The sequence below is a fragment of the Pseudomonas sp. Arb-4-2C genome, assembly GCF_055755015.1.
Map to the genome: position 1 here is coordinate 4,999,859 of NZ_CM146899.1, position 15,374 is coordinate 5,015,232.

12 protein-coding genes are annotated in these 15,374 nt (G+C 62.4%); 6 read left to right on the forward strand and 6 right to left on the reverse strand.

Going from position 1 to position 15,374, the window contains the following annotated elements; genetic code table 11:
- Positions 1-30: 30 nt before the first annotated feature.
- Positions 31-945 carry a LysR substrate-binding domain-containing protein gene (locus AC0J41_RS22675; protein ID WP_025108720.1) on the forward strand — a complete coding sequence of 305 codons (915 nt, stop codon included), beginning with the start codon at positions 31-33 and terminating at the stop codon, positions 943-945.
- A gap of 195 nt (positions 946-1,140) precedes the next feature.
- Here AC0J41_RS22675 and hrpB read toward each other — a convergent pair whose 3' ends face one another.
- On the reverse strand, positions 1,141-3,660 hold the full coding sequence (gene hrpB / locus AC0J41_RS22680; RefSeq protein ID WP_473013663.1) for an ATP-dependent helicase HrpB: 2,520 nt from the start codon (positions 3,658-3,660) through the stop codon (positions 1,141-1,143).
- 363 nt (positions 3,661-4,023) lie between these two features.
- On the opposite strand from hrpB, the gene AC0J41_RS22685 reads away from it, so the two are divergent.
- Together AC0J41_RS22685 and AC0J41_RS22690 are read left to right on the forward strand one after the other, a co-directional pair.
- On the forward strand, positions 4,024-4,443 hold the full coding sequence (locus AC0J41_RS22685; protein ID WP_473013664.1) for a polyribonucleotide nucleotidyltransferase: 420 nt from the start codon (positions 4,024-4,026) through the stop codon (positions 4,441-4,443).
- 15 nt (positions 4,444-4,458) lie between these two features.
- Positions 4,459-5,367 carry a cation diffusion facilitator family transporter gene (locus AC0J41_RS22690; RefSeq protein WP_473013665.1) on the forward strand — a complete coding sequence of 303 codons (909 nt, stop codon included), beginning with the start codon at positions 4,459-4,461 and terminating at the stop codon, positions 5,365-5,367.
- On the opposite strand, the gene AC0J41_RS22695 is transcribed toward AC0J41_RS22690, so the two are convergent.
- Positions 5,361-6,422, reverse strand: coding sequence for a DUF6515 family protein (locus AC0J41_RS22695; RefSeq protein ID WP_473013666.1), 1,062 nt, complete (start codon positions 6,420-6,422; stop codon positions 5,361-5,363). The genes AC0J41_RS22690 and AC0J41_RS22695 overlap by 7 nt on opposite strands.
- A 455-nt stretch (positions 6,423-6,877) precedes the next feature.
- Between AC0J41_RS22695 and AC0J41_RS22700 the strand changes: the two genes are divergently transcribed.
- Together AC0J41_RS22700 and AC0J41_RS22705 are read left to right on the forward strand one after the other, a co-directional pair.
- Entirely contained in the window at positions 6,878-7,357 is a 480-nt protein-coding gene (locus tag AC0J41_RS22700) for an Lrp/AsnC family transcriptional regulator (RefSeq protein WP_007909658.1), read from the forward strand.
- A 217-nt stretch (positions 7,358-7,574) separates the two neighbouring features.
- Entirely contained in the window at positions 7,575-7,784 is a 210-nt protein-coding gene (locus AC0J41_RS22705; RefSeq protein ID WP_003228500.1) for a DUF2788 domain-containing protein, read from the forward strand.
- Here the strand turns inward: AC0J41_RS22705 and AC0J41_RS22710 are convergent.
- The 4 genes from AC0J41_RS22710 to AC0J41_RS22725 all read right to left on the reverse strand — a co-directional run bounded on the left by AC0J41_RS22710 (position 7,779) and on the right by AC0J41_RS22725 (position 14,262).
- On the reverse strand, positions 7,779-8,414 hold the full coding sequence (locus AC0J41_RS22710; protein WP_025108716.1) for a pseudouridine synthase: 636 nt from the start codon (positions 8,412-8,414) through the stop codon (positions 7,779-7,781). The two genes, AC0J41_RS22705 and AC0J41_RS22710, sit on opposite strands and share 6 nt — an antisense overlap.
- Positions 8,415-8,486: 72 nt before the next feature.
- On the reverse strand, positions 8,487-9,986 hold the full coding sequence (gene amn, locus AC0J41_RS22715; RefSeq protein ID WP_473013667.1) for an AMP nucleosidase: 1,500 nt from the start codon (positions 9,984-9,986) through the stop codon (positions 8,487-8,489).
- A gap of 180 nt (positions 9,987-10,166) precedes the next feature.
- The gene (locus AC0J41_RS22720; protein WP_473013668.1) at positions 10,167-11,816 is read right to left on the reverse strand and encodes an acyl-CoA dehydrogenase family protein; all 1,650 of its coding nucleotides are present in this window, start codon (positions 11,814-11,816) and stop codon (positions 10,167-10,169) included.
- Between the two features lie 97 nt (positions 11,817-11,913).
- A complete protein-coding gene (locus tag AC0J41_RS22725; RefSeq protein WP_473013669.1) occupies positions 11,914-14,262 on the reverse strand; it encodes a 7TM diverse intracellular signaling domain-containing protein in 2,349 nt (782 codons plus the stop codon).
- Between the two features lie 303 nt (positions 14,263-14,565).
- On the opposite strand from AC0J41_RS22725, the gene AC0J41_RS22730 reads away from it, so the two are divergent.
- A complete protein-coding gene (locus AC0J41_RS22730) occupies positions 14,566-15,363 on the forward strand; it encodes a hydroxymethylpyrimidine/phosphomethylpyrimidine kinase (RefSeq protein WP_007960553.1) in 798 nt (265 codons plus the stop codon).
- Positions 15,364-15,374 lie beyond the last annotated feature (11 nt).

Sequence of the window (15,374 nt, forward strand, 5' to 3'; positions counted from 1 at the left end):
AAGTCGAGTCCGCTCGTCCTGAGGTTTGCCGTGGCCGCCTACAATTTGCGTCAGCTCAAATACTTCATCACCACCGTCGAATGCGGCAGCGTTGCCGAAGCTTCACGCAAGCTGTACATCGCGCAACCGGCGATCTCCACGGCAATCAAGGGGCTGGAAGACAGCTTCGCCGTGCAGCTGCTGATCCGCCATCACGCCCAGGGCGTCTCCCTGACGCCCAGCGGTGCGCGGTTTTTCCGCAAGGCGCAGGAGCTGTTGCGCATGGCCCGGGAGTTCGAGCAGAACGCCCTGGCCGACAATGACATCGTCGCCGGGCAGATCGACATCGGCTGCTTCGAAACCGTCGCCCCGTTGTACTTGCCGCAATTGATCGCCGGGTTTTCCGCGCTCTACCCCGGGGTGAAAATCCGCATCCGCGACGGCGAACAACAGGAACTGGTGCTGGGCCTGACCTCGGGCACGTTCGACCTGGTCATCCTCTATGAGCACGAACTCGACGCCACCATCCAGACCGAGCCACTGATGCCGGCGCAACGGCCGTACGCGTTGCTGCCGGCCGACCACCGTTTCGCCCAGTACAAGCAAGTGTCGCTGCGTGACCTGTGTCTGGAGCCAATGATTCTGCTGGACGTACAACCGAGCCGGACCTACTTCGTCAGCCTGTTCGAAGAACTGGGCCTGACCCCGCGCATCGAGTTCAGCTCGCCGTCGATCGAGATGGTCCGCGGCATGGTCGGCCAGGGCTTTGGCTTCTCGGTGCTGGTCACCCGACCGCATTCGGAATGCACCTATGACGGCAAGAAAGTGGTGTGCGTGGAGATTGCCGAAGATGTCACCGGCTCAGGGTTGGTGGCGGCTTGGCTCAAGCGTGGGCAACTGACCAAGCCGGCGCAATTGTTCGCCGATTACTGCCGGGAACAACTGACGGGCAAGGCGCGTATTTGAAAGCAAAAGATCGCCGCCGGCGGGTCATGCCGCGTACACCTGTGGGAGCGGGTTTGCTCCGGGCGGCGATCCGACGAAGGCGGTGTGTCAGGCAACGGATGCGTTAGCTGGCACACCGCCTTCGCGAGCAAGCCCGCTCCCACAGTAGATCGATGTCGCACCGTCAATGGATGGCAGGTTGTGATGTTTTGACCTTCACGTGCCGCGCGGTTTGGCCCGCGCCGTGGCCTCGGCCACCAACGGATCATCCGGCCAATAGTGCTTCGGATACCGCCCCTTCAAATCCTTCTTCACCTCGGCATAGGTGCTGCGCCAGAAGTTGGCCAGATCCTGCGTCACCTGCACCGGCCGCCGCGCCGGGGACAGCAGGTGCAGCTTGACCACTTGCCGGCCGCCGGCAATACGTGGCGTCTCCGCCAGGCCGAACAACTCCTGCAGGCGCACCGCGAGAATCGGCGGTTGCTCGCTGTAGTCCAGACGAATCGACGAGCCCGACGGCACACTGATGTGATGCGGCGCCAGCTCATCCAGCCGTTGCGGCAACGGCCACGGCAGCAGATTGCGGACGATGCTCGACAGGTCCAGATTGGCGAAATGGCTGAGCCGCGAGACTTTGCCCAAATAAGGCATTAACCAATGCTCGAGGGTGTTCAGCAACGTCGCGTCGCTGACATCCGGCCACTGGCTGTCGGTCTGTGTCGCCAGATCCAGTTGCCGCAGCAGCGCGACCCGCGCCTGCCACTGGCGCAGCTCCGGCGTCCACGGCAGCAACTCCAGACCTTTGCGCCGCACCAGATTGACCAGCGCCTGACTGCGCGCCGCTTCGTCGAGACCGGTCAACGGCTCGCGGCTGAGGATCAGTTCGCCAACCTTGCGCTGGCGCTCGGCGCGCAGCACGCCTTCGCGCTCGTCCCAATCCAGTTGATCGACGCCACTGACCTGCTCGGCCAACACTGAATCGAACAGCGCCGGATCGAAATCCGCCGCCAGATAAATCCGTTCCTCGCGCTGACCCTGACGGCTGCCGAGGTCGGCAATGACAATCCACGGCTCCTTCATCAGGCTGTCGGCTTCGGCGAACAGTGCCGCGCGACCATTGGCCAGACGATATTCCGCACCACCGGCGCGGCGCTGCTGAGCGACGCGATCCGGATAGGCCAGCGCCAGCAGCGCACCGAGCCAGCGCGGGTGATCGGGATCGCTGACCGGCGCGCTCGCCTTGCCGCGCAGATAACCCCGATATTGTCGCGCCAGTTGCCGCGCTCGCTGCACGCCCCCCTGAGCACCGCGCGATGCGCGCTCCTCGCCAGAGAGCAGGACCAATCGGCTGTGCAAATCCGCACCGGCACCGCGCAGGATATCGCGCTCGCCGAGCAGCGCCGCAACGTCGCACGCCATGTTCGCCAGCCCCAGCGCCTGACCGCGCAGCAACAGATGGGCGATGCGCGGATGCGCCGGCAGTTCAGCCATGGCCTGACCGTGCGCGGTCAGCGTTTCGCCTTCAAGCGCGCCGAGGCGCTGCAACAGATCCTGCGCCTGGGCATAAGCCGCCGCCGGTGGCACATCGAGCCAGACCAGTTCGCCCGGGGTCACGCCCCAGCGTCCGAGCTGGAGGGCCAGGCTCGCCAGATCCGCTGAAAGAATTTCCGCACTGCCGTAAGCGGCGAGTTGTTCGTGCTGATCCTGCGACCACAAGCGATAACACACACCCGGTTCCAGACGCCCCGCCCGGCCCGCGCGCTGGGTGGCGCTGGCCTTGGAAATGCGCTGGGTGTCGAGTCGGGTCATGCCGCTGCCAGGGTCAAAACGCGGCACCCGCGCCAACCCGGCGTCGATCACCACGCGCACGCCGTCAATGGTCAAACTGGTCTCGGCGATGTTGGTCGCCAGCACCACTTTGCGCTGGCCGGCGGGAGCCGGATCGATCGCGGCGCGCTGCGCATTCAGATCCAGTTCGCCGTGCAGCGGGCAGAGCAACACATCGCTTCGCTCGCCAATGGCATCGCTCAATTGCTGATGCACGCGACGGATTTCCGCCTGCCCCGGAAGGAACACCAGCAGGCTGCCGGTTTCATCGTGCAGGGCTTCGAGGACGGTCTGGGTCACGCGCTGATCGATGTATTCGCCGGGCTGGAATGGCCGGCCCCAACGCATCGCCACCGGGTACATGCGCCCTTCGCTGCGCAGGATCGGCGCGTCATCCAGCAACCCGGCCAGACGCTCGCCTTCCAGCGTGGCCGACATCAGCAGAATCTTCAGCGGCTGTTCAGCTCGGAACAGTTCACGACCGTTCAAACTAAGCGCCAATGCCAGATCGGCATCGAGGCTGCGCTCGTGGAATTCGTCGAAAATCAGCAGGCCCACGCCTTCCAGCGCCGGATCGTCCTGCAGGCGCCGGGTAAGAATACCTTCGGTGACCACCTCGATACGGGTGTTGGGGCCGACCTTGCTGTCGAGGCGGATGCGATAGCCGACGGTTTCACCGACCTTCTCGCCCAGTTCGCTGGCCAGTCGTTCAGCCGCCGCACGCGCCGCCAGACGGCGCGGTTCGAGCATGAGGATGGTCTGCCCGGCCAGCCAGGCTTCATCGAGCAAGGCCAAGGGCACGCGGGTGGTTTTACCGGCGCCGGGCGGTGCTTCGAGCACGGCTTCGTGGCGTGTCGCCAACGCTTCACGCAGGGCGGGTAAAACTTCATCGATCGGCAAAGAAATCATGCTGGCTCCCCAGGGCGTGTCCACCGTAAATTGCGAGTCGCGTTAAAGCTGTGAGCGTGCCAGGCAAGGCGCGGGACGCAGGTAAGGGTCGTTTCCTTGCCAAGTCCCGCAACGCAGCATGGCGTGCTCACAGCTTTAGCCCGGAGGGCCGAACCCCGACAGGATTCATCAGCCTTCACGCGGTGTCGATCTGGAGAAAACAACTTCAATCCTCAACATATTTCGGTAGGGGTGAGACGAGGCCGCAATTTACTGTGGGCATGCCCTGCCAGCCGCGAGTATAACGGCGAACTGCCGGGCGTTTGTCAGGGTCTTAATTTCCAATGACGACGCTTCGTTTTCAAATGACTCAGGAGATTTTCCATGCGCTTACCTTCTCGCCTGATCGGCGGTGTACTGGTCGCCACCCTGCTCACTCAACTCACCGCCTGCGGTTCGATTTTCTACCCGGACCGGCGCGGTCAGATTGACGGCAAGATCGACCCGGCAATTGCCGTGCTCGACGCCGTGGGCCTGCTGTTCTACGTCATCCCCGGCCTGATCGCATTCGCGATCGACTTCACCACCGGCGCGATCTATTTCGAACCGGGCCACACCGCCCAGGTCGATCCGGCCAAACTGAAACAAGCCATCGGCCCGGACGGTCAGGTCGATAACCTCAAGTTGCAGGCTATTCTCGAAACTGAACTGGGCCGCAACCTGCCACTGGACGATCCACGTCTGATCCAGCACAAGGGCAGTACTCAACAACTGGCGATGTTTGGCCTGCAACCTGCCGCATAAGGAAATCGCACTCACATGACCACCAGCCCCGAACACGCCCGCCTGCTGAGGCTGGCGACCCGCGCCTCGGTCGCGGTGGCCTGCACGCTGATTATCGCCAAAGCCATCGCCTGGTGGCTCAGCGGTTCGGTGAGCATGCTCGCCGGCCTCACCGACTCGGCGCTGGATGGCGTCACCTCGCTGCTCAATCTGCTGGCAGTGCATTACGCGCTGCGCCCGGCCGATGACGATCACCGTTACGGCCACGGCAAGGCCGAGTCGCTGGCGGGCATGGCGCAGGCGCTGTTCATCGGTGGCAGTGCGGTGTTGATTGCCTTTCAGGCTTACGAACGCATCCAGCAACCGGAGCCGCTGGGCGCACCGTGGCTGAGCATCGGCGTGATCGTGTTTTCCCTGCTGCTGACCGCCGCGTTGCTGACACTGCAACATCGCGTGATCAAGCAGACCGGCTCCAACGCGGTGCGCGCCGACTCGCTGCACTACCGCTCGGACATGCTGCTCAACGGCAGCATTCTGATCGCGCTGATCCTCGCCGGGATGGGCTTTCATCAGCTCGATGCATGGTTCGGTTTGGGAATTGCCGGGTACATTTTGTGGAGTGCGATCCAGATCGCCCGGGAAAGTTTTTCGGTGCTGATGGATGAAGAGCTGCCGACGGACGTCAGTCAGCACATGCTCGAACTGGCCTGCGGCGTCCCCGGCGTGCTGGGCGCGCATGATCTGCGCACGCGGATTTCGGGCAATCACTGGTTCGTGCAGTTGCATCTGGAGTTGCCGGGAGAACTGACGCTGTCAGTCGCTCACGGCATCAGCGATCAGGCGGCGGATGCGATTCACGCCGCCTACCCGCGAGCCGAGGTGCTGGTGCACGCCGACCCGCAGGAAGTGGTCAAGACCGAACGGGCGCAAACCCGGCTTCAGTAAGACACCTGATAACCGCGACTGCTCAGGCAATTGCCCTGAGCCTGACGGTACGCCTGCACCACTTCTGGCGCTGGTTGATAGGTCGCGGTACGCGGATCGAAACCGCTTTGCTGCACCGCGTATTGGTAGCACTGGTAACCGTCCTGCTGGACCTGTTCCGGCGACTGACCGTTAGCGGGATAAGCCTCGACGTCATAACCCTGGGATTGCGGCTGCGGCGGTTGCTGCACCGGCGGCTCGACCACTACGTAATCCTGGGTGGATTGCTCATACGCATAGTAGGAACCGGCAGCGAGGAACAGCAGCGCACCGCCGATCCACACTTCACGCGCATAGTCCGGCAGATACTGGGTCCGAATCCCTCGAGGCGGTTGCACGACGATGTAGCGCGGGCCTTGCGGGCGATACCAGTAGCCGCCGGAATAGAAGTAATCCTGACCGCGATACGGCACACGGTATTCGCGATCCGGGAAACGATCGATCACATGCCCCGGGCGGTACTGCGGGCCTGGGCCCCAGCCATTGCCATGCCCGTCCGGGCGGCCCGGCCAGCGATTGTCATTGGGCCGGTTGCCGGTTTGCCATTGCTGGTTGTGGTAACCATTCTGCGGACGCTCGTCGCGGTAGTAACCCTGGCGCGGTTCCTGGGTCTGACGCACGGCGTCGGGCCGAGGCTGGATCGGCAGATTGTTCGCCGGGGGCGGTGGCGCCTGATGAACCGGAGCAGGCGGGTTCGGCGCGCGGTTCTGGTTCTGCCATTGACCGTTGTTTTGCCATTGACCGTTATTATTGTGCTGCTGGCCGTTGTGCTCGAACTGGCGACTGTTGTCGCCTCGAATGATTTCGTTGTTCTGCGGCCGCGGCTGATTTTGCGGCGGCGGGTTGTTCTGCCCGTGGGGCTGATGTTCGCCGCCATGCCCCTGATTGCCCTGATGTTCACCACCGTGCCCGTTATTCTCGGGGCCACGGTTCTGTGGCTCGTCGGCAAGCGCTTGCGCACTGACACTCACACACAGCAAACCAACACCGGCCAGACGCCAGATGCGCGACTTCATGCTTTTCCTCACTGCGGGTAATAGGGGGCTTGTAACTAAGACCGGGAATACACACACCGGGTTCTGCGACAGGTTATCAGTCACGAAACTTATTTATTGAGGATGGCGGCGCTGCAAGGCACAAAAATCGCAGGCAAGAAAAAAGGGAGACCCGTCGGCCTCCCTTCTAGAGAACTTCGTCCTGGCTCGACGCTTTTGACGTCGGCTCACCTCACGCCGTCTTCTGGACAGTGTGCAGCTCGGGGGCCGGCACATCCCCGGTGGGGGTGGCGGCCGCGGCGGGCCTGATTGGGCGGGCCGCAGTGGACTGTGTTACCGAGCAGTGATTCTGGTGATAAGAATAGGCCGCGAGCCGCGACAGAGGATTGCGAAGATTGCTCAAATAAACATCACTTGCGCAATTTTTAACCCTGGATAGATAATCCTCCGCAATAGTTACAACCAAGGACAGATTCATGAGCAAACTCGACCGTTACGACCTGAGCATTTTGGCGGAATTGCAGCGCGACGCCCGCATCTCCAACCAGGAACTGGCCGAGCGCATCGGTCTGTCGCCCTCCCCTTGCTCACGCCGGGTCAAACAACTGGAGGACGACGGCTACATCTCGCGCCAGGTCGCCCTGCTCGATCGCAAGATGCTCGGCCTGAGCCTGACCGCCTACGTGCTGATCGGCATGGACCGGCACACGCCGGAGCGTTTCGAGAACTTCGAAGCGGCAATCCGCACCCTGCCGCAGGTGCTGGAATGCAGCCTGGTGACGGGCGTCGATGCCGACTATCAGTTGAAAGTAGTGGTGCCGGACATGGATCACTATCAGAAGCTGCTGCTGGGGCACCTGACCCGGATTGAGGGCGTGACCAGCGTGCGCTCGAGCTTTGTGCTGAATCAGGTGCTCAACAGCACTGAATTGCCGCTGACGCATCTGCGCAGCTGAAACCGCCTTCGCGAGCAAGCCCGCTCCCACAATTGATCTTCGTCGAGCACACAATTTGTGTACCACCGAGATCACCTGTGGGAGCGGGCTTGCTCGCGAAGGGGCCGGTACAGGCACCCCATAACTGCGGCACACCGACGCAGGTCAATGCGGCTATTGCCACCCTCGGCGTATAATCGCCGAGCCCTTTCAGCCGCGCCTGCGCCGGAGATGCCCGATGGATCCTGCAGTATTCGAAGAGTGGATGATGACTGGCCTGGTCAGCATCCTGATCATTTTCATGGGTTTCATCGTCTGGGATCTGGCGAAGAAGTCCAAGGCCGGGCGTTTCGGCTCGTTCATTCTGTTCTTCGTACTGGGCCTGGGCGTGGCCGCGTTCATCATCAAGAGCGTGGTGATCGGCCTGATCGAATCCGGCGCGCTATAGACGCGCCGGCACTTCTTTCCATTGGCCCTGATCGAGCCCTTCGATTGTCCAGTCGCCAATCCTGACCCGCACCAGCCGCAACGTCGGCAGCCCGACCGCTGCGGTCATCCGCCGAACCTGACGGTTACGCCCTTCGCGAATCACCAGCTCCAGCCAGGTTGTCGGAATCGTCGCGCGAAAGCGCACCGGCGGATTGCGCGGCCACAGCTCGGGCTCATCCAGTTGCCGCGCTTCGGCGGGCAAGGTCATGCCGTCATTCAGTTCGACACCGTCACGCAGACGCTGCAACTGCTCAGCCGTCGGTACGCCTTCGACCTGCACCCAATAGGTTTTCGCCAGCTTGTGCTTCGGATCGGCAATCCGCGCCTGCAACTGGCCGTCATTGGTCAGCAGCAGCAAACCTTCGCTGTCGCGGTCCAGCCGTCCGGCCGGGTAGATGCCCGGAACGTCGATGTAATCCTTGAGCGTCGCTCGCCCTTCGCCATCGCTGAATTGCGTCAGCACATCGAACGGTTTGTTGAACAGGATCAGCTTCGGCTCGGCCGGTGGCGCCTTGGCGACACGACGCGGGGCTGAAGGGGACGGCTTCGCGCCGGGGCGGCGGGAAGGTGGACGTTGGGGACGGGACATGGCGAAAAGAACATCTAACGGTCGGGGCTGACAATGCTAGTGCCCCGACCGCCAAATGACCACGACTAACCGTTAACGGAACGGCGGCTCGTCGAAGCTGCGCAGTTTGCGCGAGTGCAGCGAGTTGAGTTCGGTGCGCAGCAGATCCACCGCTTCAATGCCGATCTTCAAGTGCTGGCTGACCGCACGTTCGTAGAACGCGTTGGCCGAGCCCGGCAGCTTGATCTCACTGTGCAGCGGTTTGTCCGAGACACACAGCAACGTGCCGTATGGCACTCGCAGGCGATAACCCTGGGCGGCGATGGTGCCGCTTTCCATGTCCACGGCCACGGCGCGAGACAGGTTGATCAGCGGACGCTCCTGGGCCCAGCGCAGCTCCCAGTTGCGATCGTCGTAGGTCAGCACGGTGCCGGTGCGCAGGCGTTTTTTCAGCTCCTCACCTTTTTCGCCGGTGATGTTGGCCGCAGCTTGTTGCAGCGCCAGCTGCACTTCGGCCAGTGCCGGAATCGGAATGTTCGGCGGCACAACGCGGTCGAGGATCCCGTCACGACGCATGTAGGCGTGAGCCAGTACATAGTCGCCGATGGTCTGCGACTGACGCAGGCCGCCGCAATGGCCGATCATCAACCAGCAATGCGGACGCAGCACCGCCAGGTGGTCAGTGATGTTCTTGGCGTTGGACGGGCCGACGCCGATGTTGACCAGGGTCACGCCATGGCCATCGCTGGCGATCAGGTGATAGGCCGGCATCTGGTAGCGGTGCCAGACCACGCCGGCGGCAATCGCCGAGGCTTCGCCGTGATCCATGCCCTTCTCGATGATCACGTTGCCCGGCAGGACCATGCGCACGAAACGCGGGTCTTTGCGCAGTTGTTCCAGGCCATGGACGATGAACTGGTCGACGTAGCGGTGGTAGTTGGTCAACAGGATCCACGGCTGCACATGGCGCCAGTCGCTGCCGGTGTAGTGCACCAGGCGGCGCAGGGAAAAATCGACCCGCGCGGCGTCGAACAGCGCCAGCGGCAGCGGATCGGTGTTTTCCCAGTCGTAGAGGCCGTCAGCGATGCCATCGGTGGCAGCAGACAGGTCGGTACTCGGAAACACCCGCGCCAGCACGGCAGCGGTGACGCCGGAGCCGGCCAGCTCATCGCCCTGCTCGACCACATACGGGTACGGAATGTTCTGCTGGCTGACGCCGACTTCCACGGTCACGGTGAAGTCGTGCATCAACGGCACCAGTTGTTCCAGCAGGTATTTGCGGAACGCCTTGGGGTGGGTGACGGTGACGCTGTAGGTGCCCGGCAGTTGCACCTTGGCGTAGGCGCGGGTGGTCTGCGGGACTTCGCCCTGGCACAGGTAGGTCAGACGCAGTTCGGGATAACGAAACAGAGCGCGCTGCGCAGCGTCAGGCTCGACGCGATCCTTGAGGTAACGCTTGAGCGCCGAGTTCAGCGCAGTGGTGGCCCGCTCGTGCAGCTCGGCCAGACGGTCCACGGCTTGTTCGGCGGTTTGAACGACAATAAACGCTTCGGTCACGATCAGCTTCCTGTGTTCTGACTTGCAGAGATTCATCTTGCCTGCATCGCGGTCTCACGGGAACAGTGGCGTTGTGGCTGTACCTTAATCTTCAGAATAAAGAAGATCCCTGTGGGAGCGAGCCTGCTCGCGAAAGCGTAGTGTCAGCCACCAACCATTTGACTGATACACCGCTTTCGCGAGCAAGCCCGCTCCCACAAGGGGATTTGTGGCGGGTCAGAAACCTTGCGGCGTCGAGCGCGCGACAATGGCTTCGACATCCAGCCCCCGCGGCAATGCGCCATAGACCCGGCCGCCGCCGCTCAGGCGACTGGCAATAAATGCATCACTGACCGCCGAATTCCCCGCCTCCAGCAGCAGTTTGGCCTGCAGCCCCAACGCAATATCCTCGGTCAACTGCCGCGCGCGGTACTGAATATCGCTGGTGTCCTTGAACTGCGCCTGCAACTGCTGGATATGCGCGGCCAGACGCTTGTCGCCATGACCATCACCCAATTCGCTGAACAACACATCGAGTACACCCGGCTCCTTCGAGAGTGCGCGCAACACGTCCAGGCACTGCACGTTGCCCGAGCCTTCCCATGTCGAATTGACCGGCGCCTCGCGATACAGGCGCGGCAGGATGCTCTCCTCGACATACCCGGCACCGCCCATGCATTCGGCAGCCTCGTTGATCATTGCCGGCGCACGCTTGCAGATCCAGTACTTGCCCACCGCCGTCACCAGTCGGGCGAATTGCGCTTCGTGACGATCATCCAGATGATCCAGCGCCTGGCCCATGCGCAGGCTCAGGGCCAGCGCGGCTTCGCTTTCCAGCGCCAGATCGGCCAGCACGTTCTGCATCAACGGTTGCTCGCTGAGCAGTTTGCCACCGACCTTGCGGTGCGCGCAGTGGTGGCTGGCCTGGGTCAGCGCCTGACGCATCAGCGAGCTGGAGCCGACCATACAATCGAAACGGGTCATCGCCACCATCTCGATGATCGTCGGCACGCCACGCCCCTCTTCACCGATCATCCACGCCAGCGCGCCACGGAACTCCACTTCGCTGGAGGCGTTGGACTGGTTGCCGAGCTTGTTTTTCAGACGCTGGATGTAGAACTGATTGCGTGTATCGTCCGGACGATGACGTGGCAGCAGGAAGCAGGTCAGACCCTTGTCGGTCTGCGCCAGTGTCAGGAACGCATCGCACATCGGCGCCGAGCAGAACCACTTGTGCCCGACCAGTTCATAGGCCTGGCCCGGCCCACTGGCACCGACCGGATAAGCCCTGGTGGTGTTGGCCCGCACATCGGTGCCGCCCTGCTTCTCGGTCATCGCCATGCCGATGGTCACGCCGGCCTTGTGCGCCATGCCGACGTTGCGCGGGTCATATTCGGTGGCGAGGATTTTCGGCAGCCACTGTTCGGCCAGATCCGGCTGCAAGCGCATCGCCGGGACGCTGGCAAAGGTCATGGTCAACGGGCAACCGCTACCGGCTTCGGCCTGGCTGTGCAGATAGCTCATGGAGGCGCGGGCAACATGCGCGCCGTCCTGCGGCCGGGTCCATGGCGATGAGGTCAGGCCATGTTCAATCGCTGTGCGCATCAGCTCGTGATAGGCCGGATGAAATTCCACCAGATCAATGCGATGACCATAGCGATCATGGCTGACGAACACCGGTTTGTTCTGATTGGCGAGGAACCCGGCTTCCATCAGTGGCCCGCCGGCCAGCGCACCGTAGGCATCGATCCGCGACTCGGCCCAACCGGCGCCGAAACGCCGCGACCACTCCTGCAGCGGCAGGTCGATGCGGTACAGGTTGGCACCGTCCAGCGACGGTGGCTGGTTGGTGACTTCGTGGGTTTCGGCGAACTGATGCAGGTTCATGACGGGGCTCCTTTGGTCAGCCAAGGAATCCAGTTAAGCACCGCCCCGTGGCTGATCAAAGTGTCATATGCGCCGAACTGTCGGCGCTTTCACCCTATCAGGCGCTAAGCACTCGACGCTCCAGTGCGGTCTGCAGGTCTTCGAATTTCACCGGTTTGTTGAGGTAATCGATGCGCGTACCGGGCGCGCATTGCTCGCGATCCGTGCCCAGCGCCAGCATGAACACCGGCAGATTGGCGCAGCCGGGCAACGCATGAATCTGGCAGCACAACGACGCCCCTTCATGGCTGGGCAGCTGGCAATCGATCAGCACCGCGTCGAAGATTTCCCGTTGCAGGCAATCGACTGCCGCCGCGCCATTGTCGGCCGTGCGCACGCGGAAACCGAGCTTGAGCAGCATGCCGCGCATCACCAGTTGATTGACGCTGTTGTCGTCCACCAGCAACACCGTGCAGTCCTGCGGCGCACGAATGCGGTCATGCAGCGGGCTCGGCGCCGCCTCGACCATCGGCAGTTCGAATTCGACATCCAGCTGAAAGCGGCTGCCGCGCCCGGGCTCGGAGCGATGGGTGAGCTTGCCGCCGAGCAGCTCGACCAGTTGCCGACAGATCGCCAGCCCCACGCCCAGGCCACCGTATTCGCGAGTCATCGAGCCGTCGAGCTGGAAGAAACGTTGATACATCGTCGCCTCGCCCAGATCGGTGAAGCCGATGCCGGTGTCGATCACCGCAAATGACAGCGCCAAGCGGTTGTCCGCCCCCGGTTTGCCGGTCACCCGCAGGGCCAGGCCGCCAACCCGGGTGAACTTGATCGCATTGTCCAACAGGCACTCCAGGCACTGCGCCAGCTTGGCACTGTCGCCATGCAGGCGGTCGGGCAAGGTCGGCAGCACCTCGACCTTGAAATCCAGTGACTTGCTCGCGGCATTGCCGTCGAACTGCACGCGCAAGGCCTCGACCACCGCACGCAGGCTGAAGCTGCCCGGTGTCGCCTTAAGCTTGCCGGCCTGCAGTTCGGTGAGGGTCAGGATGCCGTTGACCATGCGCATCATGTCCCGGGCGGAACCGGCGGCGGTTTGCTGATATTGCTCCAGCTCAGGTTCCAGCTCGACGGTCTGCATCAACTCCAGCGAACCGATCACGCCGTTCATCGGCGTGCGCAATTCGTGAGTCAGGGTCGCGAGGAATTCGTCCTTGAGCTTGTTGCTGTGGGCCAGTTGCTGGTTGAGCACTTCGAGTTTCTGCCCGGCGTCGAACAGCGTTTGTGCCTGCTGCTCGCGCATGGCGTTGATGCGATCGGCCAGCGCCAGCGACAGCAATGCCACTTCAATCGCCGAGCCGATCTGGCTGGCGTACATGGTCAGGAACACGTTCGGCAGCAAGCCCAGCACCATCAGCGTGTTGACGATGCCGCCGAGCAAAAACGCCGACCAGGCAATGATGAAATAACGCGCCACGCGCAGGCCGCGCCACCAGGCGAGGATCCCGGCGGCGAAGATCACCACGGTGAAGGTCAGCGCCAGTATTGTCGCCAGACGCAGCGACAACGCGTAGCTGGTCATCAGCGACAGGCCGACCACCAGCGCGCCGAACGCAATCAGCGCAATCAGCAAGCGGTCGAGCCAACGGCTGTGGGTTTTGGTCTGCAGGAAACTGCGGGCGAACTGGCTGCCGAACAGGCCGGCACAACCGATGAAAAACGGTGTGGCGGCGTTGGCCCACCATGGATTGTCCGGCCAGAAATACTCGACCGCCGCGCCGTTCACCGACAGTTGATAGAGGCCGAACGAGGCGATGTAGAAAATGTAATAGAGGTAGCTGGTGTCGCGCACGCTCAGGTAGATGAACAGGTTGTAGACCAGCATCCCCAGCAGCACGCCATAAATGATCCCCAGCACATACAGGCGCACCGGCTGGTCTTCGAGGTACGCAGTGCTCGACCACAACGTCACCGGCGCTTGAATCGAGCCTTCACTGGCCAACCGCAGGTACAGGGTCTGCTGCTGGTCGGGGGTGAAGCTGAGGTCGAACAGGTAGTTGTTCTGACGGATCTCGCGACTGGCGAATGGCAAGGCGTCGCCGGTCTGCCGGATCAGGCGATAGTCACCGTTGGCGTCGGCCCTGTACAAATCAAGATGATCGAGCGGCGGGTACGCCAGCTCCAGCAGCCAGGTGCGCTGCGCGGCCGGGTTGTTCGGACGGTAATGCAGGTCGATCTTCAGCCAGAACGCCGAACGTGAGTAACCGGCATTGAGCGTGGCTTTATCGTGGGGTTTGAAATTGCCCGCCGCCGCTTGGGCGCGGACGTCGGCGATGCTCGCCTGACCGCTCGGGTCTTCGAACACCTGCAAGGAGCGACCCAGGGGAAGGCTCTGGGTATTTTCGTCGAACTCGACGGCGCTTGCGAAGAGGGGCAAGCAGAACAGCAACATCAGCAAATAGCGCATTGAAGCCCCAGCGTGGCTCGTCCGGTTGTGTCAGGAAGCCCCCCATTCCCTTTGAGTAGACGTAAAACCGGTATTACCTGTTATTGGTTTGGATCCAGACTAGCATAGCCGTTGATGGCCATTGAGCACCATTAAAATATTTACGACAAAGGCTCTAGAACGGGCGTTTCAGAGCAAAGCAGCGGGCTAGAGCTGTTGAGTCGGTCAGCTCACGACAACATCCGATATGTGAATACCTTTTGTGGCGACGAGCCTGATCGGGACTGAACCCCAAAATCAGGTTTGGTGGTAAGCTCGCGCACCATGAATATCTACAGCTCCCGCCCCGTTGTCCTCTGTCTCTCCGGCCACGACCCCAGTGGTGGCGCCGGCTTGCAGGCAGATATCGAAGCCCTGCTCGCGCAGGGTTGCCATGCGGCTCCGGCCGTCACCGCCCTGACCGTGCAAGACACCGTCAACGTCACTGACTTCCGCGTCCTCGACCGTGAGTGGGTACTGGCCCAGGCCAATGCCGTGCTCAACGACTCCGAAGTCGCTGCGGTCAAACTGGGCATGCTCGGTTCGCTGGAAATGGTCGACACCGTTGTCGAACTGCTTTCGGCGCACCCGCACCTGCCAGTGGTCTGCGACCCGGTGCTGCGTGCCGGCGGCGGCGGACGCCTGGGCAAGGACGAAGTCGGTTATGCAATGCGCGAGCGCCTGCTGCCGCTGTCGATCATTGCCACCCCTAACCTCCCTGAAGCGCGGATCCTCGCCGAACTGCCCGAAGGCACGGCGGACGAGTGCGCTGAAAAACTCCTGCCGTTCGTCAAAAACCTGCTGATCACTGGCGGTCATGGCGACGAAACTGAAATCCACAATCGCCTGTACAGCCGTGATGGCCTGCGTGAAACCTTCTATTGCCAGCGTTTGCCAGGCAGTTATCACGGTTCCGGTTGCACTCTGGCCAGCGCCCTCGCCGGTCGTCTGGCCCAGGGTGAAAACCTCGCCAGCGCCGTACGCACCGCGCTGGATTACACCTGGCGCACCCTGCGCGATGCCGAACAACTGGGCAAAGGCCAGTTCGTGCCGCGTCGCCTGCCGCTGGATTTTTGCTCGTAACGTCGTGAGGT